The sequence below is a fragment of the Cupriavidus sp. IDO genome (assembly GCF_000812465.1).
GTDB lineage: Bacteria > Pseudomonadota > Gammaproteobacteria > Burkholderiales > Burkholderiaceae > Cupriavidus.
Map to the genome: position 1 here is coordinate 40,142 of NZ_JWMA01000015.1, position 23,753 is coordinate 63,894.

Genomic DNA, 23,753 nt, shown 5'->3' on the forward strand with positions numbered 1-23,753 from the left:
TCACGCGCCCACGTCATTTGGGCATCCCTTCATACATGCCGGTGACGTCATCCATCACCTGAAGAATACGCTCGCTGGTCGTGGCGATGTTTCTCAACTGTTCCGCGCGACTGACCCCGGTCTGATTGACTGCCTCTTCAAAGAACAGCCACTGAGAGCCGGCAAGCTGCAGTTCGCGACGGATGGCCTCTGAGTTCTGCGGCGCCGAGGTGAGAAGTGCCTGCGCGGCTGCGAACTCCCTGGTAGCCGTGTCCAGATCCTGCGCCATCTCGGGGGAGGTGATGCCCCAGGCGCGGAACATGCTGATCTTGGCGATTCTCTGCGAGAGCATCCGCTGGCGGCCGGCAACGTTGATCAGCTTGCCCGTGGTGGTCCCGGAATGCTTTTCGAGCAGGAGGGTTCCCTGTTGCGCAAGCTTCAGCACGTCATCGCTCATTCTTGCGATGGTTTTCGCGTTATCGAGATTCGAATTACCGCCGGACAGCAACTGCTTATAGGGAATCCATGTCTGCTCGAGCCTGGCGTAGGTGTCCTTGATCTCTGGCGTGGGCGCGAACGCCTTCAGCTCCATGAGCTGCTTGTCGAAGAGCGCCACGGACTGCTCGAGGATCTTCTTCGAATGTTCGACTTCAACACCGAGACCGGCCTGGCAGTAAGCCTTGGCCATGCGCTGAGACAGCATCCGCTGGCGGCCCGCCTTGTTGATCGCCGCGTTGATCGTCAGCGTTTCGGCGCAAGCGGTCCCGGCCAAAGCCAGCGCCAGGATGCTGCAGGCAATCAGGCAGAAGGAACAGAGGTAACGTTTCAAGGGCGTCTCCGCATCAAACTCTGGTTGGTCCTTTGGACGCGTCGCTCGAGCCGACGACGTGGCGGATCAGCTGATCCATTTCCTTGATGATGTCCGCAAGCACCTGCGTGATCACCGCGAACTCCCTGCCGTACTCTCCCGCCCGTGCCGCCGAGATGCGCGCATTCATTGCCACGATGTTCGCCTGCATCGAAATGCCGCTGAGGCGCTCGGCGAGGTCGGTCTGGCGTTTGCGCGCAGCGACCTCGCAACGGTGCATTTCCTCCTGGTAGGCCTGCGTGACGGTCTGCAGCAGTTCAAGTATTGGCGTGGCCTGCGCCACAAGCACATCGAGGGATGAGGCTTGCCGGCTGGTGTCGGCCAGTGGCGCGTCTGTCGCTGTTCTGGCCTGGGCGATGAATTCACGGATACGCGAGTCAGCGCGCGCACTGCCAAAGTACAGCTGCTGCAAGGCGCCGGAGAATGCGCCGGGGAAACGCTCGTTGCCCGTCACGAGATCCGAATGCGCCGACTCGAACATTGACAGGCACTTGCGTGCGATATCGAGCGCGGCAGTGTCCCCCCGCGAAGCGAGTAGCAGCTGGAGGACGATCCGTTGCGACAGCATGCGCTGCCTTCCGGAAAGGTTGATCAATGCACCGATGGTTTCGGCGGACACTTCGGCCTCGGGTGACGGAGTAGAAAAAGCGTTCATGCCATGCCTTGCAGGTAGTGTGGACGCAGACGTGCACCGCGCTGACCGGCAAAGAAAAAGCGCCCCGAAGCGAGATGCCTGCGAGCCGGTTGTCCGGGTCGTGGTCATTTCGCTTCGGGGCGCCGTTGCCCGGGATGCTCCTTTACGGAGCGTGTCATCGCGACTTGCCAGTTTGTTTCAAGGCCGCCGTTGGCCTGTGTGTCCTCTACGCAAGCTCTATGCCATAGCTCACTGGGGTTGCGTCAGGTTGCCGGCGCAGCGAAATGGCGCGGCGGGACCGGCCCGCGCACTGATTTCGTGCCAGATGCGTCATCTCGATGCGTGCGTTAGGGAGGGTCGGCAAGGGCGGTAGCCGGTGAGGCTGGGCCTGGCCATCGGCAGGCGGATTCTTGACTTGGCAAGAAGGAAGTTAGCGACTCAAGATGTCAAACTAACCAAAACATCAATCAGTTCTGGAAGCTGCTGGGAAGGCGAGGGCAGGAGCTGAGCCAGCTTGTCGTACGCCTGCGTCCCTGATCAACCGCCTGCTCAGCTACCAGGCGCAGCGTCTGGCTCGTGCTGCTGCAATCGGCAATGCCGACCGCATGGCGATGAGCGTGTCGATCGTCCCCATCCAGAATGAGTTCAGCCTCGACGCGCGTTCGGCGGGCCTGCTGCTGAGTGCCTTCTACGTGAGCTACGCGCTCATGCAGCTTGCCGCTGGCTGGCTGGGCGACCGCTTCGGTGCGCGCGTCATCCTGGTTTGTCATGCTGTTCGTGGTTCGCGTGCTGTTCGGCATCGGCGAGGGCGGCTTCGCGCCGGCCAGTTCGGTGGCCATTGCCGAGGCCTTCCCGAAGCCTGAGCGGGCGCGAGCCAAGTCGCTGGTGATCGGGGCTTCGTTCCTCGGCAGCGCGGTCGGCTCGGGCGCCATCGCCGCGCTGATCCACAGCCACGGCTGGCGCTTTGCCTACCATGTCTTCGGCTTGTTCGGGATCCTCGTGGCCGTGGTGCTGTGGTTTGCCGTCAAGCGTCCGCCGTCGCGCCAGAAGCAACCGGGCAAGGCCGCATTCAGCGAGCTGCTGCGCTCGCCGGTGCTGCGCAGGACCATGCTGGTCTTCTTCTTTGCCAACATCGTGTATGTGGCGCTGGTGTCGTGGATGCCGTCCTTCCTCATCAGGGTGCGCCACATCGACATCCTGCACGCCGGCATCGCCTCGGCGGTGCCTTACGTGGTGGCTTTCATCAGCCTGCTCGTGGTGGGGTGGCTGCTCGACAAGGTAGGCCATGGCCGCGAGCGGCTGTTCATGGCGGCAGGCGCTACCGCCATGGTGGCCTTCATCGCACTGATGGCCTATGCGGAATCGCTGCCGGCGATGCTCACGCTGTGGACGCTGGCGCTGGTCGGCTATACGGTGGTGTACGGCACAGTCTTCGCCATCCCGCTCAAGCATATTCCGGACGAATCGGTGGGCTCGGCCGCCGGCATCATCAACTTCGGCGGCCAGGTCGCGGCGGCCATTTCGCCAGTGCTGATCGGCCTGCTGATGGACATGGTGCCCGGCTCCTACGTGCTGCCCTACGCGGCACTGCTGGTCGCCGGGCTGGGCGCGCTGGCGGTGGCGCTGACGTGGCGCCCGATCGGCCATGCCGCCGAGGCCGGTGGCGTGGCAGCCTGAGAGCCAATATGGATGAGCCGCGTCCCGTCCTGATGCTGCTGCCCGGACTGTTGTGCGACCAAGCGGCGTGGGCCGGCCCAGGGTGGCGGCTGACGACGCTGGCGGACTGCCGCATTGCGTCGTGGGGCATGCTCGACAGCATTGAGGCGATGGCGTCGCACCTGCTGGCCAGTGTGCCGGAAGCGCGCTTTGCGCTGGCCGGCCATTCGATGGGCGGCCGCGTCGCGCTGGAAGTCGTGCGCCAGGCGCCGCAGCGCGTGGAGCGGCTGGCATTGCTCGACACCGGCTTCCAGCCCCTGCCGCCAGGCCCGGAAGGCGACAGCGAGCGCGAAGCGCGCTGCGCACTGCTGGCGCAGGCGCGCAGCGCGGGCATGCGGTCGATCGGACGCAACTGGGCCACAGGCATGGTGCATCCCGATCGGGTTGGCTCGCCGCTGTTCGATGAGATCCTTGACATGATCGACCGCAGCAATCCCGCACAGTTCGCCGCGCAGGTGCGCGCGTTGCTCGGGCGTCCGGACGCGACACAGCTGCTGCCGGCCATTGCCTGCCCGACGCTGTTGCTGTGCGGGCGCCAGGATCGCTGGAACCCGCTGGCGCATCACGTGGCCATGCGTGAGCGGATCCCGGCGGCGCGGCTCGAAGTGATCGAGGATGCCGGGCATATGACCACCATGGAAGCGCCGCAAGCGGTGGCGGCGGCTATGGCGGCATGGCTGACGGGCCGCGCCGGGCCTGAATGCGCTCTCAGCCCAACTGCGGCTGCGTGGCCGCATAGCTCGGCCGCTCGCGCATGACGGATTGCCCGCGCCGCACATTGGGATACTTCTCCAGCAGCGCCGCCCCCTCGGGGAACATGCCGACGTACATCACGATCGGCGCGAGGAAGAGGTCGGCCATCGAGAGCGTGCTGCCCGCCAGGTAGTCGCGGTCGCCATAGGCCGCTTCAAATACGGCGAGGTGCTTGTCGATCTCCGGCACGGCGGCGTCGATGACGGCGCGGTCAGGCTGGCCGTCCTTGCCCTTGGGGAACACGTACTGCAGCACGTAGCGGCGGACCATCGCATCGTAGCCGTGGCAGTTGATCAGGCTGATCCATTGTTCGCCGCGCGCGCGGGCGGTCACGCCCCATTGCGGCAGCAGGCTCGGTCCCTCGAAGGCCTCTTCGATATAGCCCAGGATGGCGCGGGTTTCGTAGAAGGTGATCGGGCCGTCGCTGAATACCGGTATGCGGCCGAACGGGTTGTGCTCGAGCACTTCCGGCGAATGCGGGGGCACGGGATCCAGCGTGTAGGCCACGCCTTTCTCTTCCAGCGCCATGCGCACGGTGCGGCAGTAGCTGCTGCGCGGGTCGCCGAAGACGGTGACGGTGCCGGCGCTGCCCTTCGGGTCCAGATAGTCGCTGAGGCGGTTGAACACGGATTGCCAGCCGCCCATGTGCGAGTCGCGCGCCTGCGCGTTCGGGAAGCCGCTGTGGCGCATGTGCAGGTGGGTGCCGTCCTCCTGCTCGGTCAGCGTGACCTCGATCAGCGTCTTTAGATCGGGCGGCAGGGAGCCCGACTCCCAGGCCCAGGTGTAGGCGAGGAAATTGGCGCGGTCGATGGCCTGGTACTCGCCGCCGACAATGTGCCGCGAGCCGTCGCGTCCGCCCATCACGATGCGGTAGCTGCCGCCGACGCGCGCATCGGCACTTGCCTCCAACACGCTCATGCCGCGCGGGCAATGCCACGCGGCCAGCGCGGCCTGGCTGGTGAAGGCGTCGAAGACCCGCTCGCGTGGCGCGCGGATAAGGCGGGTCATTTCCAGTTCGAAGGTGGCGGCTTGATCCATGATGGTGTCCCTCACTCCTTGGTTGCGTCGTCCGGGCCCCTGGCGGAAGCTGCCGTGTGGGTTCGTTCGACGAATTCGACGAGCCGGTCGAGGTTGCCTTCCCAATGGCGCCGGTAGGCGTCCAGCCAGTCGTGTGCATCGCGCAGGGCGTCGGCGCGCAGATGGCAGATGCGCCAGCGCGCGTTGACCTCGCGTTCGATCAGTCCGGCGTCCGCCAGCACGCGCAGGTGCTTCGAGATGGCCGGGGCCGACATCTCGAACGGGCGAGCCAGCTCGCTCACCGGGGCCTCGCCCTCCGACAGCCGCGCCAGGATCGCCCGCCGGGTGGGGTCGGCCAGGGCGGCGAAGACATTGGAGAGTGTGTCGGGTGTGGCTGGCATGCGTTCATTTAACCAATCGGTTAAATGAAAGTCAAGTAAAGAAAAAGCCACACACGCCGGTTGAGGAAAAGCCGGCACCGGCATTGATTCGCATCTGGATATGTGACGCGCGCTTCTGGCATCCTGACGGCCTGTCCCGAAGCCCCGGCAGTCCCCCATGGGAGAACCTCAATGCCATTTTCCGACTGGACCCACGAAGCGATTCGCAAGATCGAAGCCGACTTCAACCGCTCCGCCGATACCCACCTGATCCCGCTGGACCTGCCCGGTTACCCGGATATCCGCTTCTACTTCAAGGATGAATCGAGCCATCCGACCGGCAGTCTCAAGCACCGGCTGGCGCGGTCGCTGTTTCTCTATGCGCTCTGCAATGGCTGGCTGAACGAGAAGAGCACGGTGGTGGAAGCCTCGAGCGGTTCGACGGCCATCTCGGAGGCGTATTTCGCGCGCCTGCTGGGTCTGCCCTTTGTGGCCGTGATTCCGGCCGGCACCTCGAGGGCGAAGATCGAAGCTATCGAGTTCTATGGCGGCCATTGCCAGCTGGTCGGCAATCCGTCGGAGATCTACACGGAATCGCATCGCATTGCCGAAGAAGCCGGCGGCCACTTCATGGATCAGTTCACTTATGCCGAGCGCGCGACGGACTGGCGGGCCAACAACAATATCGCCGAGTCGATCTTCCGGCAGATGGCCGAGGAAGAGTACCCGGTGCCGGCCTGGCTGGTGTCGAGTGGTGGCACCGGGGGTACGATTGCCACGCTGGGCCGCTATGTTGCTTACCGCCGGCACAAGACGCGCGTGCTTTGCGCCGACCCCGAGAACTCGGTGTTCTTCGACTATTTCAAAAGCGCATTGGCGGGACATCCGGACCGCGGCCTGAGCCTCGACGTCGGCTCGAGAATCGAGGGCATCGGCCGCCCGCGTGTCGAGCGCTCGTTCATCCCGACTTGCATCGATGCCATGCTGAAGGTGCCCGATGCCTTGTCCTTTGCCGCCATGCGCTACCTGGCCTGGCGCCTGGGGCACCGCGTGGGCGGCTCGACCGGGACCAATTTCGTCGGCATGCTGTATCTGGCCGAACAGATGAAGGCAGCGGGCGAGCAGGGTGCCATCGTCGGCCTGCTATGCGACAGCGGCGATCGCTATGGCAATACCTATTACGACGACGCCTGGTACCGGGCGCAGGGCATTCCCGTCGAGGACCCCGATGCGATCATCGTCCGTGCGGTGAACGGCGATCCGGTGTTCACGCAGCAGGCGATGGCTGGGCTCGAAGCGGCCGGCGCCGGGGTCGGTGCGGCGGCCTGAGCTTCGTGCCGTGTCACAATCTCGGCCTGCGGCCGCTCTGGAGCGGCTGCTCGTATCCACCCTGAGCGACCTGCCTATGCGTCTTTTTGGTATCAGTATCCACATCATTGTCGCGCTGTACTTTGCCGTGCACGCGGTGCGCAGCCACCAGAACATGTACTGGCTGCTGATCCTGTTCCTGTTCCCCGGCCTTGGCAGCGTGGTGTACTTCTTCGCGGTCTACCTGCCGGCGCTGCGCGAGTCGCGCGGTGCGCGCGCGGCCACGCGTGCCATCACGCAACTGGTGGATCCCAACCGGGCGGTGAGGGAGGCGCGTGCCGCCTTCGACCGCGCGCCGACGGTCGACCATCGTATGCGCCTGGGCGCCGCGCTGCTGGAAGCCGGCCAGCCGGCCGAGGCGCTCCAGCACTATGAGGCGGCCGCCAACGGGCCCTTTGCTTCCGATCCGGCGTTGCTGCAGGGCCTCGCCCGTGCGCAGTTCGCCGTCGGCAATGCCGCGGCAGCCCAGGCAACGCTCGAAAAGCTCTTCGCCGCCAGTCCCATGGCTCGCCAGCAACCCGATCCGGCCCTGCTGTACGCGCGCGCACTGGCCGCGACCGGCGCGGCAGGCACGCGTGCCGCATTCGAGCAGGCCCTGACCTGTGCCAGCGACGCCGCACCGCGTTGCCTGTTTGCCGACTGGCTGGCGGCACAGCCTGACGAATCCGACCGGCAACGTGCCCGCGCCCTCTACGGCGACATCGTGCACGATGCCAAACACTGGCCGCGCCACGCCCGCGAATACAATCGCGAGTGGCTGCAACGCGCGCAAGCTGCGCTCGGCCAATGATCCGCACCTTGTGTGCAATTCTGGACAACATGACTCTTCTTAAACGCAAATCGATTGAAGCCGTGGCCTCGCGCCGTCCTGCACGTGGTACCCGCAACCGTGGCGAGGCGCCGGCCCGCGAGGAAAAGCGCATGACGCCGCGCTTTGCGCCCGTCACATTCTCCGAGCTGGACGGCGTGCGCTACCTGCATTTTGGTACCGAGTGGGTGCAGGGTGCGATGCGGCTGCGCAAGCCGGATGCCATCGAGCTGGAATACGCCCAGCAGATGATGGCGTGGCTGCTGTTCCTGTCGCCGGCTGCGGACGATTTCCATGTGGCGCAGCTCGGGCTGGGCGCCGCCGCGCTGACCAAGTTCTGCCACCGCAATTTTGCGCGCGCGCGCGTGACGGCTGTCGAGCTGAATCCGGCGGTGATCGTGGCCGGCCGCAGCATGTTCGGCCTGCGCAATGACGACGCGCGCCTGAGCGTGCGCGAGCAGGATGCCTGGGACTATGTGATGGATGCCGCCAGCACGGCATCGGTGGACGCGCTGCAGGTGGACCTGTACGACGCCACCGCGCGCGGCCCGGTGCTCGACACCACCGCCTTCTACAGGGCCTGCCGACGCACGTTGAAGGCGCCGGGCGTGATGACGATCAACCTGTTCGGCGACCACGACAGCTTCCCGAAGAATATCGCGCGCATCTGCGACGCGTTCGACAACCGGGTGCTGGTGTTCCCCGAGGTGCACGACGGCAACATCATCGCCATGGCCTTCAACGGGCCGGCCATCGATGTGGCGTGGGAAACGCTGGAAGCGCGCGCGAAGGTGCTGGAAACCACCACTGGACTGCCGGCGCTGGACTGGGTTCAGAAGCTGCGCGCGGCGAATGCGCGGCAGGAAGAGCGCCTGGTGATCTGATTGTTGCCCCTCTGCCCGACGGCAGAGGGGCGACGCCTGCTTACTGCTTGTGGAAGAACTGCGCCAGCGACCACTCGTCGGTGCGCGCTTCGTACTTCAGTCCCTTCTTCATCGCCCACATCGCCAACTGGCTGTGCGACGGGACGATCGCATGGTCGGCCAGCGCGAACCTGGCCGCGACGCGGGCGTTCTCTTCACGTGCTTTGTCGCTGCTGACGGTGGTCAGTGACTTCTCGATCAGGGCGTCGAGCTCCTTGTTGCTGTACTTGCCCCAGTTCCAGGTGCCATAGCCGGTCTTCGGATTCGGCGTGCCCGTGATCGAGCGCAGGGCCACGTCCGCCGCGGCCGAGCCCCAGCCCAGCATTTCGAACGAGAAGTCCCCTTGGCGCGCACGCGTGAAGTAAACGGCTACCGGCAGCGTTTCCACTTTGGTCTGGATGCCGATACGGGTCAGCATGCTGGCCGTCGCCTGCGCGACGGCGGCGTCGTTCAGGTAGCGGTTGTTGGTGGCATGCAGGGTCAGGCCGAAGCCGTCGGGATAGCCGGCGGCGGCCAGCAGCTTCTTCGCGCCTTCGGGATCGTAGGCCTCCGGCTTGGTGCCAGGGTGCCCGAAGATCTGCGGAGACACGATCGACGATGCCGGCACCGCCAGCCCTTCCATGATGCGGCTGACGATGGCGTCGCGGTTCAGCGCCTTGCTGATGGCGGCGCGCACGCGGACATCCTTGAACGGGTTCTTGCCGAGCGGCTTGCCGGCCTTGTCGGTCACGTACGGCGGGTTGTCGCGCGACTGGTCCATCTGCCAGAAGATGGTGCGCCACGACACCTGCTGCTCGATCCTGAACTGCGGGTTCTGCTTCAGTTTGGCGACGTCGGCCGACGGCACGCTTTCGATCACGTCCACGTCGCCGGCCAGCAGTGCCGCCGATCGCGCGCCGTTGTCGGTGATGATGCGGAAGATGGCGCGGTCCCACTCGGGCTTCGGGCCCCAGTAGTTCGGATTGCGCTCCATCACGATTTCCTGCCCGCGCGCAAAGCGTACGAACTTGAAGGGGCCGGTGCCGATCATGGCCTTGCCCGAATCGAAATCCGCCTGCGTCAGCGTCGCCGCGATCTTCTTCGGCATGATCGGCACGCTGTTCAGGTCGTTGGCGAGGTTGGCGTAGTTGGGCACGCTCATGGTCAGGCGCACCGTGAGCGGGTCGGGCGTGTCGATGCGCGCGATGGGTTTGGTGTAGCTGGTGAACGAGCCCGGGCTGTTGACGAGCTTCTCGGGGCGCTCCAGCGACGCCTTGACGTCTTCGCTGGTGAACGGCGAGCCGTCATGCCATTTCACGTTCGGGCGCAGCTTGATTTCCCAGGTGATCGCGTTGACGGGCTTCCACGACAGCGCCAGCCCGGGAATGTAGCGGGCGTTCTTGTCCATGAACACCAGCGACTCGAAGATATGCAGCGCGATGGCGTTATTGGGGCCCGAGTTGTTCCACTGCGGATCCATCGAGGTCACGTCCGCCGACAAGCCGATGCGCAGGTCTTCGGCCTGCGCTGCGCCCGCGGGCAGCAAGGTCAGTGCGGCACCGCCCAGCACCAGGGCGGTGCCGGCCCGCAGCAGGCTGCGCCTTGGCAGGGAAACGTGGAAACGTCGGCTGGCTTTCATCGGGAAGGGCTCCTCGTACGGGTCCGTTGCCGGCGCTCGGCGTGCGGCGACGGACAGGTTCTCAGGCGGGTTTGCCCCGCATTGTGCCGCTAAAGCGACATCCATGCACCGCATGCGATGCCGCAGTCATCCGGCTATGCTTGCAGGGCAGGCCCCGCCTTGTCCATCGGCATCCGCCCGGTGGGGCAGGGCCGGTAGAATTGCGGCCATGTTTGCCAATTCCCGCACCATCGTCTCGGCCCAGTCCGATGTCCACGATCACCTGGCCGCGCGCGTGGCGCGCCACCTTGCCGAGCCGTTCCGCAAGCCGATCGGCGAGCCCAGCCGCCGTGCGCTTGCCACGGCACTGGAGCGCTGGCAGCAAGCTGGCGGCGCGCCGCTGATCCTCGATGCCGGCTGCGGCGTTGGGGAAAGCACGTTGCGCCTGGCGACCGCCTTCCCCGGCCATTTCGTGATCGGCGTCGATCAGTCGGAGAAGCGCCTGACGGCAGGCAAGGACTGGTGGGAGTCGGAAATGCCCCCCAATTTCTGCTGGGCCCGCGCCGATCTGGTGGATGTCTGGCGTCTGCTGCAGGCTGAAGCCGTGCCTGTGCGCCGGCACTACGTGCTCTATCCCAATCCCTGGCCCAAGATCGGCCACTTCGGCAGGCGCTGGCAGGGCCATGCCGTCTTTCCGGCGCTGGCCGCGTGTGGCGATTATCTGGAGTGCCGCAGCAACTGGCAGGTCTATATCGACGAGTTTGCCCAGGCGCTGACGCTGGTCGGCCGTCCGGCGCAGACCGAAGCCTGGCACCCAACGCAGGCGATGACGCCGTTCGAGCGCAAGTACGCGGCGTCGGGCCATGGCTTGTGGCGCTGCGTCAGCGAACGCAGCCCCGGGTAGTCGGGGCCTGATAAAGAAAACGGCCCGCGCTGGGCGGGCCGCTTCAGACTGGGAATGGGCTGTTCAGTGGAACAGCGGCTGCTGCGTCGGTGCATCTTCCGGCAGTTCGGCGTGGACGATCTCGCCGTTGCGGTCCGCGTACAGCGGCGTGCCGCAGTCCTCGCAGTACTCCGGATCGAACAGCGCGGCGTGGCGGAAGATGTCTTCCACGCCGGCGTTGCGCAGTTCCTCGCAGATCTGCTCGAGCGGGTTGCCCTTTTCCTCGGCGTCGATCTCGCCAGCCTCGCGGCCGTAGACGGGCCAGACGATGCCATAGATCACATCCTTCTCGCCGCGCATGGTGAAGCCCACGCGGTATTCCTCGACGACTTCTTCGCCGAAAGCTGCCACCACCGCGGCCAGCTGGCCGGCCGGCACGTCCAGCGTGCCGGACAGGTAGTTAACGGCGGCGCGCACTGTGAGCGGGCGGATGCTCTTGTCCGACTCGCGGCACGACAGGAAGAAGGCGTCCGGCAACAGCAGTTCGAATTCGCAGCCTGGCAGCAGCAGGGCGACCGAAGGCTGGACCTGGCTGCGCCATTGCTCCAGGCAGACCGAGCGCTCGGCGTGGTGCTCCTTGGCATCTTCCTGCCAGCGGAACAGCGCGCCTTCGTGCGGCGCCACGACGACGGCCAGCAGGTAGCGTGGATCGGCCAGGATCGGTGCGGTCTCGGGCAGGTCGCGCAGGTCGACCTTGGGCACCGTGCCGCCCAGCGCGGCCGAAGCCAGCTTGTGCGTCAGCGCAAATGTGTCGCTATGCGTGCGCGGCAGCTGGTCGATGCTGTACAGGTAGGGCGACAGCGCCACCTTGGTGTTGGTCGCCAGCACGTGCGCCTGCAGATGTACCGCCAGGTTCTGCACCAGATCGGGCTTGAGCGCACCGGAGGGAATGGCGTAGCGGGTGTGCGCCAGGATCGGCGCGGCGACCAGCAATGCGTCATAGCGCACGCCGTCGATGTCGACGGTCGCGGATTCGGCCAGCGTCTCGGCCTGCTCGGCCAGGACGTCGGAGGCGTCGGCGTTGTGTTTAAACAGGTGTTCGAGTGCCGCGTCCAGCGCGGTCTGGCTGCCGTTCTTCAACAGGCGGCCCAGGCGCTGGGAAAGGCGCCGTTCCCAATACCCGTCCTCCATGCGGCTGCCCGAGGCGTCGAGGGCGAGCGCATCGGCCACCAGTCGCTCGGCGTCGGGCGAAAGACGTGGAGAAGCCTTGGGGCGAAAACCTGCCATATAGAGAAACCGTCCGTATTTTTTCGTAAAACGGTATTCTACTCGCTGCGTTGACAAGAATCGCCGCCCGGTGCCGGGCGGCTGATTTGTCTGGTCCCGGAATCGTTATTTCTGGGCCGGATCGGCAGGGGCGTGGGTCTCGATGCCGTGCTGCTCGCCCGCGATGGAGACCTCGCCGCCGCCCTTGGTCAGCAGATAGAGTGCCGCGCCTGCAACGACAACGAATGCGATGATGATCTTTGCCATGGTGTCTCCTGTCTGGGTTCCGGGGGCCTGCAGGCCTCCCGTGCGTTGACCGCTTTTTCTCTGAAGCCCAGTTTGGCAGTGCAGGCTTGCGTGGAACTTACACGGAAGACTTGAGTGAAAAGTCGGCTGGGGGCCACAATTCGCGCGCCCATGAAAAACGCCGCCTGCCGTAGCCCCGCGAAGGTCCGGGGCATGGCAGGCGGCGCAGCCTTGGCAGCTGCCCCTCAGCGGGACAGCGTCATGGCACTCAGGCGGCCAGCAACTGGCGCAGCACGAACGGCAGGATGCCGCCGTGGTTGTAGTAATCGACTTCGATCGGGGTGTCGATGCGCAGCAGCACCGGCACGCGCTGCACGTCGCCATTGGCGCGCTTGATCACCAGCACCACGTCCTGCTGCGGCTTGAGCTCGCCCTCGATGCCTTCGATGTCGAAGGTCTCGTTGCCGGTGATGCCGAGCGTCTCGGCGCTGTCGCTGCCCTTGAACTGCAGCGGCAGCACGCCCATGCCAACCAGGTTGGAGCGGTGGATGCGCTCGAAGCTGCGGGCGATCACGGCCTTCACGCCCAGCAGCTGCGTGCCCTTGGCCGCCCAGTCGCGCGACGAGCCGGTGCCATACTCTTCGCCGCCGAACACCACCGTGGGCGTGCCCTCGGCGATGTACTTCATGGCGGCGTCATAGATCGACATTTCGTCGCCGGTGGGCTGGAGCAGCGTGACGCCGCCTTCCACGCGCGAGCCGTCCGCCTTGGGCGGGATCATCAGGTTCTTGATGCGCACGTTGGCGAAGGTGCCGCGCATCATGACCTCATGGTTGCCGCGGCGCGAACCGTAGCTGTTGAAGTCGGCCTTGAGCACGCCGTGCGACAGCAGGTACTTGCCAGCCGGCGAGGTGTCCTTGATCGAGCCGGCCGGCGAGATGTGGTCGGTCGTCACGGAATCGCCGAAGATGCCCAGCGCACGTGCGTCGCGCACGCTGCCGCTGGTGGCGGCCGGCTGCATGCTGAAATCCTGGAAGAAGGGCGGTTCCGCGATATACGTCGACTTCGGCCAGTCGTAGACCTGGCCCTTGGTGCCCTTGATGGCCGCCCACAGCTTGCTCGGCTTCTTGACCTGCTCGTAGTTGCCCTTGAAGGTCTTGGCGTCCATCGCGTACTTCATCAGCGCGTGGATTTCTTCCGAGGTCGGCCAGATGTCGCCCAGCCAGATCTCCTTGCCGTTCTTGCCCTTGCCGACCGGCTCGGTCATCAGGTCGCGGGTCACGTTGCCGGCGATGGCATAGGCCACCACCAGCGGCGGCGAGGCCAGGAAGTTGGCGCGGATGTTCGGGTGGATGCGGGCCTCGAAATTGCGATTGCCGGACAGCACGGCGGCAGCCACCAGGTCGTTGCTGGTGATGGCGTCGTTCAGTTGCGGCGTCAGGTCGCCGGCATTGCCGATGCAGGTGGTACAGCCATAGGCCGTCACGCCGAAGCCCAGCTTTTCCAGGTACGGCAGCAGGCCGGCGGCCTTCAGGTACTCGGTCACCACGCGGCTGCCCGGCGCCAGCGAGGTCTTGATGTGCGGCGCCACCGTCAGGCCGGCTTCCACTGCTTTCTTGGCCAGCAGGCCGGCGGCCAGCAGCACGCTCGGGTTGGAGGTGTTGGTGCAGGAGGTGATCGCGGCGATCAGCACATCGCCATTCTTCACCTCGATGCCGTCGGTGGTGGTGTAGGCACGGTCCAGGTCGGCGGCTTCCTTGTTGAAGCCGTTCTCGGCCACCGGCTTGCTGAACAGCGAGGCGAAAGTGCTCTTGACGTTGCCGATCTCGATGCGGTCCTGCGGACGCTTCGGGCCGGCCAGGGACGGGGCGACCGTGCCCAGATCCAGCGTCACCACCTTGCTGTAGTCGATCTCGCCGGCCTTGGGAATGCCAAACATCTTCTGGGCGCGGAAATAGCCCTCGAATGCGGCGATTTCCTCTTCGGTACGGCCGGTGCCCTTGAAGTAGTCGATGGTCTTCTCGTCCACCGGGAAGAAGCCCATGGTGGCGCCATATTCCGGCGCCATGTTGCCGATGGTGGCGCGGTCGGGGAGGGCCAGGCTGGCGGTGCCTTCGCCGAAGAATTCGACGAACTTGCCGACGACCTTTTCCTTGCGCAGCATTTCGGTGATGGTCAGCACCAGGTCGGTGGCGGTCACGCCTTCGCGCAGGCGGCCCTTCAGCTCCACGCCAACCACGTCCGGGGTCAGGAAGTAGACCGGCTGGCCCAACATGCCGGCCTCGGCTTCGATGCCGCCGACGCCCCAGCCCACCACGCCGATGCCGTTGATCATCGTGGTGTGCGAATCGGTGCCCACCAGGGTATCCGGGTAGTAGACGCCGTCCTTCTTGTGCACGCCACGGGCCAGGTATTCGAGATTGACCTGGTGCACGATGCCGAAGCCGGGCTGCACCACGCCGAAGGTATCGAATGCCTGCATGCCCCACTTCATGAACTGGTAGCGCTCGTTGTTGCGCTGGAATTCCAGTTGCATGTTGAGGTCCAGCGCCTTCTTTTCGCGGAAGTGGTCGACCTGCACCGAGTGGTCGACCACCAGGTCCACAGGCACCAGCGGCTCGATCTTCTTGGGGTTCTTGCCCATCTTCTCGGCGACGTTGCGCATGGCGGCAAGGTCAGCCAGCAGCGGCACGCCGGTGAAGTCCTGCAGGACCACGCGGGCGACCACGAAGGGGATCTCGTCGACGCGTTCGGCGTTCGGCTTCCAGTTGGCCAGCTGCCTGACGTGTTCTTCGGTCACCTTCTTGCCGTCGCAGTTGCGCAGCACCGATTCCAGCACCACGCGGATCGACACCGGCAGGCGCCCGATCGCAATGTCCAGTTCCTCGCCCAGCTTGGGCAGGGAGAAATACTGGCCCTTGCCGGAAGAGCCGATCTTGAATTCTTTTAGCGTCTTATTGAATTGATGGGGCATTGCCGTACTCCGATCGAAGGAAGATGCGATGGCGTTGACTCGGACCTTGTTCCAGACCCCGGTACGCAGCCACGGCGATCACCGCGGTCCGATCTCGGCTGCGCACTGATACTCTAACCGCCGCGCGAGCAGGCCGCCAGCAGTCACACTGCTGGAAGCTTGCTCGCGTAATGCTTTCCGGCCGGTCAGCTGACCGGCCGGAGATGGTATTTACTGCTTGGGTGCTGCCGATTGCTGGGCGGCATCCGGTTGCTGCTGCTGCTGCTGCTGCTGCTGCGGTGCGGCCAGCAGCGGCGTGGTGGCCGGGGCGCGCAGGCCGCCGGCCTGGGTCGGGGCGGAGCCGCCAGCCTGCATGTCGGCGTTCTGGCACTCGTCGGCCAGGCGCTGGCCGAGGTTATGGTTGAACAGCATGGCCTTGCTCGGGATCACGACCAGGTCCAGGCCAGAGCGTGCGTCGTAGTAGCGGTCGGCACCGGTGACCGTGGTCTGGCGCGGCAGCTTGTAGTCGCGGCCCTGCCAGTGCACGGTCAGGACCTCATCGCGCTGCATGTTGCCGGCGATATACAGGGTGTTGCCGAGTTCGCACTGCCACTTTTCGCCATTCGGGACGGTCGCTGCGGCGGCTGCGGCCGGGGCTGCCTTGCTCTTCTTGGCGGGCGCCTTCTTGGTGGTGGTCTTCTTGGCCGGTTCCTGGGCCATGACCGTGCCGGCGGTGGTCAGGGTGAATGCGCCGATGCAGGCAGCGAGAATAAGTTGTTTCATTTTGTGAGTACCTTTCGAATTTCGTTTCGGACGGGTGCCGCCGCGATACTCTGCAGGGCCTGGAGTTGAATTCCGCCGCTATTCTCTACGATTTGCCAGGGTCGGCGAAGGGCTCTGGCCTTTCGTTACATTATTCGGGCACATGGTTAGCCAAGGTTCACTTGCGCTTGCCGATCGGCACGAATTTCAGGTCCTCCGGGCCCACATAATTGGCGCTCGGACGGATGATCTTGTTGTCGATGCGTTGCTCGATAATGTGCGCTGCCCAGCCCGAAGTGCGGGCAATCACGAACAGCGGCGTAAACATCGCGGTCGGCACGCCCATCATGTGGTAGCTCACGGCGCTGAACCAGTCGAGGTTCGGGAACATTTTCTTGATGTCCCCCATCACCGTTTCCAGGCGCTCGGCGATGTCGAACATCTTCATCGAACCGGCGTTCTTCGACAGCTTCTTCGCCACTTCCTTGATCACCTGGTTGCGCGGGTCGCTGATGGTGTACACCGGGTGGCCGAAGCCGATCACGACTTCCTTGTTCCCGACGCGGCGGGTGATATCGGCCTGGGCCTCATCCGGGTTGTCGTAGCGCTTCTGGATCTCGAACGCGACTTCGTTGGCGCCGCCGTGCTTGGGGCCGCGCAGCGCGCCGATGGCGCCGCAGATGGCCGAGTACATGTCCGAACCCGTGCCGGCGATCACGCGCGCGGCGAAGGTCGAGGCGTTGAACTCATGCTCCGCGTACAGGATCATCGACGTGTGCATGGCGCGCTCCCACAGCTCCGACGGCTTCTCGCCGTGCAGCAGGTGCAGGAAGTGCGCGCCGATCGAGTCGTCGTCGGTTTCCACCTCGATGCGGCGGCCGTTGTGGCTGTAGTGGTACCAGTACAGCAGCATCGAGCCGAGGCTGGCCATCAGGCGGTCGGCGATGTCGCGCGCGCCCGGGGTGTTGTGGTCTTCCTTCTCCGGCAGCACGGTGCCGAGCACCGACACGCCGGTGCGCATCACGTCCATCGGGTGGGCGCTGGCAGGCACCCATTCCAGCGCGGCCTTGACGTTGGCGGGCAGGCCGCGCAGCGACTTCAGCTTGGCCTTGTAGGCCGCCAGTTCAGCCTTGTTCGGCAGCTTGCCGTGCACCAGCAGGTGGGCGATTTCCTCGAATTCGCAGGTGTCGGCGATATCGAGGATGTCGTAGCCGCGGTAGTGCAGGTCGTTGCCGGTACGGCCGACCGTGCACAGCGCGGTGTTGCCGGCGGTCACGCCCGACAGGGCGACGGATTTCTTGGACTTGGGCGTGACCGGTGGTGCATCGGGCTTCGAGGCGGACATCAGTGTCTCCTTCGGGGCGCATGTCCGTGGCGGGCATGCACCGGATTTGTTATGACTGTCGTCTGCGTTCAGGCGAAGAACAGCTCCGCCACATTGCCCGGCAGCGCTGTGCCAGTGGCGTGGGCGCGCTGCAGCAGGGACCAGTAGTAGCGATAGCTGGCACGGTCGTGAAGCTGGCCTTCGTGCCGGATCGGGGCCCAGTTGTTCTCGTGGGCCGCCAGCAGGATCTGGCTGGCCGCGCCGATTTCGCCAACGCTGGGGCGGAACGCCGCGACGATGGGTTCGATCTGGCCAGGATGGATGCTCCATTTGCGCAGGTAGCCGAATTCGGTGCGGGCGCGCAGGGCGTCAGCGCCGGCGCGGCCGGGTTCCTGCACATCGGTGCTCACATTGTGCGAGGGCACTTTGCCATGCCGATGGCAGGCCGCCGAGATCTCCAGCATGGCACGGCGGATCAGGGGGTGTTCGAACTGCTGGGGCGAGCGCATGGCATCGCCCGGAATGGCGCCGTGGTGGGCCGAGACGAAATCCATCAGGCCAAAGCTCAGGCATTCCACCTGCACTAGTGCGGCGATATCGAAGGCCTGTTCCAGCGCGGCATGGGTTTCGATCAGCACATGGATCGGAATGTGACGTGCAATGCCTGCGGTGCGGGCCACCTGGTTGACCTGGTCGGTGACGCGCGCGACTTCCACGACGTCCGTGACCTTCGGAATGACCACGTAGGCAATGCGGGCACCAGCCTCGCGCACCAGGACGTCGACATCATCGCGCCAGGACGAGTGCACGGGGTCGTGGATGCGCACGCCAACCCGGTTGTGGGCATTGAGCGGGCTGTTGATCAGTTGCGCGCACAGCTCGGCGTGTTCGCGCTCCTGACCAACTGCTGCGCCGTCCTCGCAATCGAAGGTGATGTCGAAGACGGGACCAAGCTCTTGCTGCAGGGCAAGCGATTTTCTCATCAGCTTCTCGCTGCCCGCGTAGTGGTCGCAGACCGGCAACTGGACGGGGATGGCTTCGCCCTGGAACAAGACCTCGGATGGATGCACGTTGATTCGGATCAGGAGTGAATGAGAGAACGCATCGGATACGACGCGCATGAAAAAACCGGGGCTCGCACCGATTCGTGAATCGCTGCGAAGCCCCGGTCTTTCATGGACGGATCGGAAGATCAGCCGAGCAGGTGCTGCACGCCGGCCTTTTCTTCTTCCAGTTCGTTCAGGGTGATGTTGATCTTTTCCTGGCTGTAGGCGTCGATCTCCAGACCCTTGACGATTTCGTACTTGCCGTTGGCCGTGGTCACCGGGAAGCCGAACATGGTGTCGGCGGGAATGCCGTACTCGCCGTTCGACGGGATGCCCATGGTAACGACCTTGCCGTTGCTGCCCAGCACCCAGTCATGCACGTGGTCGATGGCGGCGTTGGCGGCCGAGGCGGCCGACGACAGGCCACGCGCCTCGATGATGGCGGCGCCGCGCTTGCCGACGGTCGGCAGGAACACATCGTTGTTCCACACCGGGTCGTTGATCATGTCCTTGACGCTCTTGCCGTCGACGGTCGCGTAGCGGTAGTCGGCGTACATGGTCGGGCTGTGGTTGCCCCACACGAACATCTTCTCGATCGACGACACCGGCTTGCCGGTCTTGGCGGCGATCTGCGACAGGGCACGGTTGTGGTCCAGGCGCAGCATCGCGGTGAAGTTCTCGCGCGGCAGGTTCGGTGCCGACTTCATGGCGATGTAGGCGTTGGTGTTGGCCGGGTTGCCGACCACCAGCACCTTGACATTGCGGCTGGCGACTTCGTCCAGTGCCTTGCCCTGCACCGTGAAGATCTGGGCGTTGGCTTCGAGCAGGTCCTTGCGTTCCATGCCCTTGCTGCGGGGACGGGCGCCAACCAGCAGGGCCACGTCGGCGTCCTTGAAGGCGACCTTGGGATCATCGGTGATGACCACGCCGGCCAGCAGCGGGAACGCGCAGTCTTCCAGTTCCATCACCACGCCCTTGACGGCGGCCTGGGCTTGCGGGAGGTCGAGCAGTTGGAGGATGACCGGCTGGTCTTTGCCCAGCATGTCGCCATTGGCGATGCGGAACAGCAGGGAATAGCCGATCTGGCCAGCGGCGCCGGTGACTGCGACGCGCATTGGGGCTTTAGCCATGAGTAAATCTCCAAACGATAGAAGGGGGTAGCCGGTCGGTGGCGTGCCGTCGCCGCATATCGGAGGGCGGAACGTCACCGGTGCTGGTTGTCGCCACAGCGGGGAGCGGCAGTCGGCCGGAACCTGGTGGCGAAGCCACGGGGCGGAACCGGTGAGGGAGAGCCGCAACGGGTCATGGTGATGCAACAAACCGTAAGTCTACTGCGAAGCGGGGCGCGATATCCAGATTGAACTGCGTCAACCGCAGAACGAGCGGGCCCGCCGGCGTGGACCTGCGCGAGTGTAGGCCGGGGCTATGCTGGTGTCAATTCATATGTCTTATATAAGACATAAGACATTTAACGCGAGGCTGGACGGGCTTCGCCGTTTTGTGGTGAAATCCGGCTATGTCTTCCCTGCCTACGTCCCTGACCGGCGCCCCCGCACCCGGAGCGCAGGATTCTGGCGCCATCACAGCTGGTGTCGGGGCGCAGCCGTCTCCCTCGCAGCCGCCGGCTGCCCCCGCGGTCCATGCCGTGCCGTCACCGACCTTCAGCCCGCTCTACCAGCAGATCAAGGCGCTGATCACGCGCAGCCTGCAATCCGGCGAATGGAAGCCCGGCGAAATGATCCCGAGCGAAATGGAGCTGGCTTCCCGCTACAAGGTCAGCCAGGGCACCGTTCGCAAGGCCATCGACGAGCTGGCCGCCGAAAACCTGGTGGCGCGCCGGCAGGGCAAGGGTACCTTCGTGACCACCCATCATGAAGACGTGGTCAAGTTCCGCTTCCTGCGCCTGGTGCCCGATGAGGGCGAGCCGCATTATGGCGCCAGCCATGTGCTTGAATGCAAGCGCCTGCGCGCACCGGCCGAAATCGCGCGGCTGCTCGATATCCGTACCGGCGACAGCGTGGTGCAGATCCGCCGCGTGCTGAACTTCTCTGGCGAGTCGACCGTGCTGGACGAAATCTGGCTGCTCGGCGCCAACTTCAAGGGGCTCACGGCAGAAAAGCTGACCGAGTGGAAGGGCCCGATGTATGCATTGTTCGAGGCCGAATTCGGCACGCGCATGATCCGCGCCTCGGAAAAGATTCGCGCAGTCGCCGCCGACCAGACCGCCGCTGACTTGCTGTCCGTGCCGGTGGGATCGCCGCTGCTGTCGGTGGAGCGGGTGTCGTACACCTATGGCGACCGACCCGTCGAGGTGCGTCGCGGGCTGTATGTCACGACGCGGCACTATTATCAGAACGACCTGAGTTGAGGCCTGTGCATCGGGTGGTCGGGCACGCCAGGATCGATTGTTGCGGCTTTTGTCATAGTCGCTGAAGCCGTTGCGGCGATTGAGTGGTTTTTGTGAGTCAGGTGCCTCTGCGTGCGATTGTCGGGCACCTCGTGTTGGTGCGTGATAGCTGAAAATTATTGGTGCAGCGCGCAACAAAGGCGCTAAAATCTCACGGATTTGCTCCAATGCATCCATTTGCATTCAGGGCAATGGCAGTTTCGTTTTTTGTTTACCGCAAAATGGGGTCTCGCATGGCTGAAGCCGTCAAACAAGCCAGGCCGGAATTCCGGAATATCGGTATCTCGCAGATCGCGAGATACCGGTTGCCCTGGGCCGGCAAGGTATCCATCCTGCATCGCGTGAGCGGTGCGTTGATGTTTCTCCTCCTTCCTTTCGTCCTGTACCTGTTTGAGCAGAGCGTCACTTCCGAACTGAGCTTCGCAAAGTTCTCGGCTCTCCTGTCCGGTGGCTTCGTCAAGCTGGTTCTGCTGGTCCTGATCTGGGGCTACCTGCATCACTTCTGCGCCGGTATCCGCTTCCTGCTGCTGGATGTGCACGTCGGCGTTTCCAAGCCCGCCTCGGCGAAGTCCGCCGTCAGCGTGCTGGTCATCAGCTTGCTGCTCACCCTGATCTTCGGCCTGAAGCTGTACGGCCTGTTCTGAGGAGAATCAAGGTGGCAAACAATAATATCGGTCCCAAGCGTCTCGTCGTTGGCGCGCACTACGGTCTGAAAGACTGGCTCGCGCAACGCGTCACGGCCGTGATCATGGTGGTCTTCACCGTGATCCTGGCCATTGCATTCCTGCTGTCGAACGGCGCTTCGTACGAAGCGTGGGCAGGGCTCTTCTCCAACCAGTGGATGAAGATCATCACGTTCCTGACGGTCCTTTCGCTGCTGTTCCACGCCTGGATCGGCGTCCGGGACATCTGGATGGACTATGTGAGGCCGATGGCCGTGCGCCTCGTGCTGCAAGTACTTACGATTCTGTGGCTCGTCGGTTGTGCGGGCTACGCTGCTCAGATTCTCTGGAGGGTGTAATAAATGGTCGCAGTCAAGACTGGATTGCCGCGTCGCCGCTTTGACGTGGTCATCGTCGGGGCGGGCGGCGCCGGGATGCGCGCATCCCTCCAGCTCGCAGAAGCCGGCCTGAACGTGGCCGTGCTCTCCAAGGTGTTCCCGACCCGCTCACACACGGTGGCGGCGCAGGGTGGCATCGGCGCTTCGCTCGGCAACATGAGCGAAGACAACTGGCACTATCACTTCTACGACACCATCAAGGGCTCCGACTGGCTGGGCGACCAGGACGCCATCGAGTTCATGTGCCGTGAAGCACCGAAGGTCGTGTACGAGCTCGAACACTTCGGCATGCCGTTCGACCGCAACCCCGACGGCACGATCTACCAGCGTCCGTTCGGCGGCCACACGGCCAACTACGGTGAAAAGCCCGTGCAGCGCGCCTGCGCCGCGGCTGACCGTACCGGCCACGCACTGCTGCACACGCTGTACCAGCGCAATGTGCGCGCCAAGACCCACTTCTTCGTCGAATGGATGGCGCTGGACCTGATCCGCGACCAGGACGGCGACGTGCTGGGCGTGACCGCGCTGGAAATGGAAACCGGCGAGGTCTACATCCTCGAAGCCAAGACCACGCTGTTCGCGACCGGCGGTGCCGGCCGGATCTACGCGGCTTCCACCAACGCCTTCATCAACACCGGTGACGGCCTGGGCATGGCGGCGCGCGCAGGCGTGCCACTGGAAGACATGGAGTTCTGGCAGTTCCACCCGACCGGCGTGGCCGGCGCGGGCGTGCTGATCACCGAAGGCGTGCGCGGCGAGGGCGGTATCCTGCGCAACAAGGACGGCGAGCGCTTCATGGAGCGCTATGCCCCGACGCTGAAGGATCTGGCGCCGCGTGACTTCGTGTCGCGCTCGATGGACCAGGAAATCAAGGAAGGCCGCGGCTGCGGTCCGAACGGCGACTACGTGCTGCTCGACCTGACGCACGTCGGTGCCGAGACCATCATGAAGCGCCTGCCCTCGATCCGCGAAATCGGCATGAAGTTCGCCAATGTCGACGCGATCAAGGAACCGATTCCGGTGGTCCCGACCATCCATTACCAGATGGGCGGCATTCCGACCAATATCCATGGCCAGGTGGTGGCGCCCAAGAGCGGCAACCCCAACGAGGTCATCAACGGTTTCTACGCGATCGGCGAGTGCTCGTGCGTCTCGGTGCACGGCGCCAACCGCCTGGGCACCAACTCGCTGCTGGACCTCGTGGTGTTCGGTCGTGCAGCCGGCAACCACATCGTTGCCAACGCCCTCAAGCAGAAGGAACACAAGCCGCTGCCGGCGGACGCCGCCGACCGTGCGCTGTCGCGCCTGTCCAAGCTGCAGTCGTCGTCATCGGGCGAATACACCCAGGACGTTGCCAACGACATCCGCAAGAACATGCAGTCGCATGCCGGCGTGTTCCGTACGCAGAAGCTGATGGACGAAGGCGTGGAGCGCATCCTGGAAGTGAGCGAGCGCGCATCCAACATCCACCTGAAGGACAAGTCGAAGGTCTTCAACACCGCGCTGGTGGAAGCCCTCGAAGTGGCCAATCTGGTGGAAGTGGCCAAGGCCACCATGATCTCGGCGGCTGCCCGCAAGGAATCGCGCGGTGCCCACGCGCACAGCGATTTCCCGAACCGCGACGACCAGAACTGGCTCAAGCACACGCTGTTCTACAGCGAAGGCAACCGCCTCGACTACAAGCCGGTGAAGATGGAACCGCTGACGGTGGAAAGCGTGCCGCCCAAGGCTCGTACCTTCTGAGTACCGAATCGTAGAGAAAA

General features: G+C 64.6%; 21 protein-coding genes and 1 pseudogene. 10 read left to right on the plus strand and 12 right to left on the minus strand.

From position 1 onward, the window contains the following. Positions 1 to 13: 13 nt before the first annotated feature. Both RM96_RS05435 and RM96_RS05440 read right to left on the minus strand, forming a co-directional pair. A complete protein-coding gene (locus tag RM96_RS05435) occupies positions 14 to 808 on the minus strand; it encodes a type IV pili methyl-accepting chemotaxis transducer N-terminal domain-containing protein (RefSeq protein ID WP_039008541.1) in 795 nt (264 codons plus the stop codon). A 13-nt stretch (positions 809 to 821) separates the two neighbouring features. Next, positions 822 to 1,502, minus strand: coding sequence for a methyl-accepting chemotaxis protein (locus RM96_RS05440; protein ID WP_039008543.1), 681 nt, complete (start codon positions 1,500 to 1,502; stop codon positions 822 to 824). Positions 1,503 to 2,092: 590 nt separating this feature from the next. Between RM96_RS05440 and RM96_RS05445 the strand changes: the two are divergent. After that, a pseudogene (locus tag RM96_RS05445) lies at positions 2,093 to 3,158 on the plus strand (MFS transporter). After that, positions 3,155 to 3,955, plus strand: a complete 801-nt coding sequence (locus RM96_RS05450) for an alpha/beta fold hydrolase (protein ID WP_238587106.1) — start codon at positions 3,155 to 3,157, stop codon at positions 3,953 to 3,955. Before RM96_RS05445 ends, RM96_RS05450 begins: the two are co-directional and overlap by 4 nt. On the opposite strand, the gene RM96_RS05455 is transcribed toward RM96_RS05450, so the two are convergent. Continuing rightward, positions 3,906 to 4,988, minus strand: coding sequence for an SRPBCC domain-containing protein (locus tag RM96_RS05455; RefSeq protein WP_039008545.1), 1,083 nt, complete (start codon positions 4,986 to 4,988; stop codon positions 3,906 to 3,908). The two genes, RM96_RS05450 and RM96_RS05455, sit on opposite strands and share 50 nt — an antisense overlap. Before the next feature lie 11 nt (positions 4,989 to 4,999). Further along, positions 5,000 to 5,368, minus strand: coding sequence for an ArsR/SmtB family transcription factor (locus RM96_RS05460; protein WP_039008547.1), 369 nt, complete (start codon positions 5,366 to 5,368; stop codon positions 5,000 to 5,002). Between the two features lie 171 nt (positions 5,369 to 5,539). On the opposite strand from RM96_RS05460, the gene RM96_RS05465 reads away from it, so the two are divergent. The 3 genes from RM96_RS05465 (at position 5,540) to RM96_RS05475 (ending at position 8,407) form a co-directional block, all read left to right on the plus strand. Then, entirely contained in the window at positions 5,540 to 6,676 is a 1,137-nt protein-coding gene (locus RM96_RS05465; RefSeq protein WP_039008548.1) for a PLP-dependent cysteine synthase family protein, read from the plus strand. Positions 6,677 to 6,752: 76 nt separating this feature from the next. Next, positions 6,753 to 7,505 carry a tetratricopeptide repeat protein gene (locus RM96_RS05470; RefSeq protein WP_039008550.1) on the plus strand — a complete coding sequence of 251 codons (753 nt, stop codon included), beginning with the start codon at positions 6,753 to 6,755 and terminating at the stop codon, positions 7,503 to 7,505. Between the two features lie 29 nt (positions 7,506 to 7,534). Then, a complete protein-coding gene (locus RM96_RS05475) occupies positions 7,535 to 8,407 on the plus strand; it encodes a spermidine synthase (protein WP_052279344.1) in 873 nt (290 codons plus the stop codon). Between the two features lie 40 nt (positions 8,408 to 8,447). Here the strand turns inward: RM96_RS05475 and RM96_RS05480 are convergent, their stop codons facing one another. Further along, a complete protein-coding gene (locus RM96_RS05480; RefSeq protein WP_039008554.1) occupies positions 8,448 to 10,064 on the minus strand; it encodes an ABC transporter substrate-binding protein in 1,617 nt (538 codons plus the stop codon). Positions 10,065 to 10,272: 208 nt separating this feature from the next. On the opposite strand from RM96_RS05480, the gene RM96_RS05485 reads away from it, so the two are divergent. After that, complete coding sequence (locus tag RM96_RS05485) at positions 10,273 to 10,947, plus strand: methyltransferase domain-containing protein (RefSeq protein WP_193752397.1); 675 nt, start codon at positions 10,273 to 10,275, stop codon at positions 10,945 to 10,947. A 63-nt stretch (positions 10,948 to 11,010) separates the two neighbouring features. Here RM96_RS05485 and RM96_RS05490 read toward each other — a convergent pair whose 3' ends face one another. The 7 genes from RM96_RS05490 to RM96_RS05515 all read right to left on the minus strand — a co-directional run bounded on the left by RM96_RS05490 (position 11,011) and on the right by RM96_RS05515 (position 19,653). Beyond that, positions 11,011 to 12,213: a DUF2863 family protein gene (locus RM96_RS05490; protein WP_039008556.1), complete on the minus strand. Its 1,203-nt coding sequence runs from the start codon at positions 12,211 to 12,213 to the stop codon at positions 11,011 to 11,013. A 105-nt stretch (positions 12,214 to 12,318) separates the two neighbouring features. Beyond that, the gene (locus RM96_RS39270; protein ID WP_193752398.1) at positions 12,319 to 12,459 is read right to left on the minus strand and encodes a hypothetical protein; all 141 of its coding nucleotides are present in this window, start codon (positions 12,457 to 12,459) and stop codon (positions 12,319 to 12,321) included. 247 nt (positions 12,460 to 12,706) lie between these two features. After that, complete coding sequence (gene acnA / locus RM96_RS05495) at positions 12,707 to 15,412, minus strand: aconitate hydratase AcnA (RefSeq protein WP_039008558.1); 2,706 nt, start codon at positions 15,410 to 15,412, stop codon at positions 12,707 to 12,709. 210 nt (positions 15,413 to 15,622) lie between these two features. Beyond that, on the minus strand, positions 15,623 to 16,174 hold the full coding sequence (locus RM96_RS05500; RefSeq protein WP_039008560.1) for a hypothetical protein: 552 nt from the start codon (positions 16,172 to 16,174) through the stop codon (positions 15,623 to 15,625). A 157-nt stretch (positions 16,175 to 16,331) separates the two neighbouring features. Next, the gene (gene prpC, locus RM96_RS05505; RefSeq protein ID WP_039008562.1) at positions 16,332 to 17,498 is read right to left on the minus strand and encodes a bifunctional 2-methylcitrate synthase/citrate synthase; all 1,167 of its coding nucleotides are present in this window, start codon (positions 17,496 to 17,498) and stop codon (positions 16,332 to 16,334) included. Between the two features lie 68 nt (positions 17,499 to 17,566). After that, positions 17,567 to 18,547 (minus strand): HpcH/HpaI aldolase/citrate lyase family protein, encoded by a 981-nt coding sequence (locus tag RM96_RS05510; protein ID WP_039008641.1) that lies wholly within the window; start codon positions 18,545 to 18,547, stop codon positions 17,567 to 17,569. Positions 18,548 to 18,669: 122 nt separating this feature from the next. Beyond that, entirely contained in the window at positions 18,670 to 19,653 is a 984-nt protein-coding gene (locus RM96_RS05515; protein WP_039008564.1) for a malate dehydrogenase, read from the minus strand. 386 nt (positions 19,654 to 20,039) lie between these two features. Between RM96_RS05515 and RM96_RS05520 the strand changes: the two genes are divergently transcribed. The 4 genes from RM96_RS05520 (at position 20,040) to sdhA (ending at position 23,733) form a co-directional block, all read left to right on the plus strand. After that, entirely contained in the window at positions 20,040 to 20,891 is an 852-nt protein-coding gene (locus tag RM96_RS05520) for a GntR family transcriptional regulator (RefSeq protein WP_039008566.1), read from the plus strand. 272 nt (positions 20,892 to 21,163) lie between these two features. Further along, positions 21,164 to 21,574: a succinate dehydrogenase, cytochrome b556 subunit gene (sdhC, locus tag RM96_RS05525; RefSeq protein ID WP_039008568.1), complete on the plus strand. Its 411-nt coding sequence runs from the start codon at positions 21,164 to 21,166 to the stop codon at positions 21,572 to 21,574. 11 nt (positions 21,575 to 21,585) lie between these two features. Further along, entirely contained in the window at positions 21,586 to 21,951 is a 366-nt protein-coding gene (gene sdhD, locus RM96_RS05530; protein WP_039008570.1) for a succinate dehydrogenase, hydrophobic membrane anchor protein, read from the plus strand. 3 nt (positions 21,952 to 21,954) lie between these two features. Continuing rightward, positions 21,955 to 23,733 carry a succinate dehydrogenase flavoprotein subunit gene (sdhA, locus tag RM96_RS05535; RefSeq protein ID WP_039008572.1) on the plus strand — a complete coding sequence of 593 codons (1,779 nt, stop codon included), beginning with the start codon at positions 21,955 to 21,957 and terminating at the stop codon, positions 23,731 to 23,733. The last annotated feature ends 20 nt before the right edge of the window (positions 23,734 to 23,753 follow it).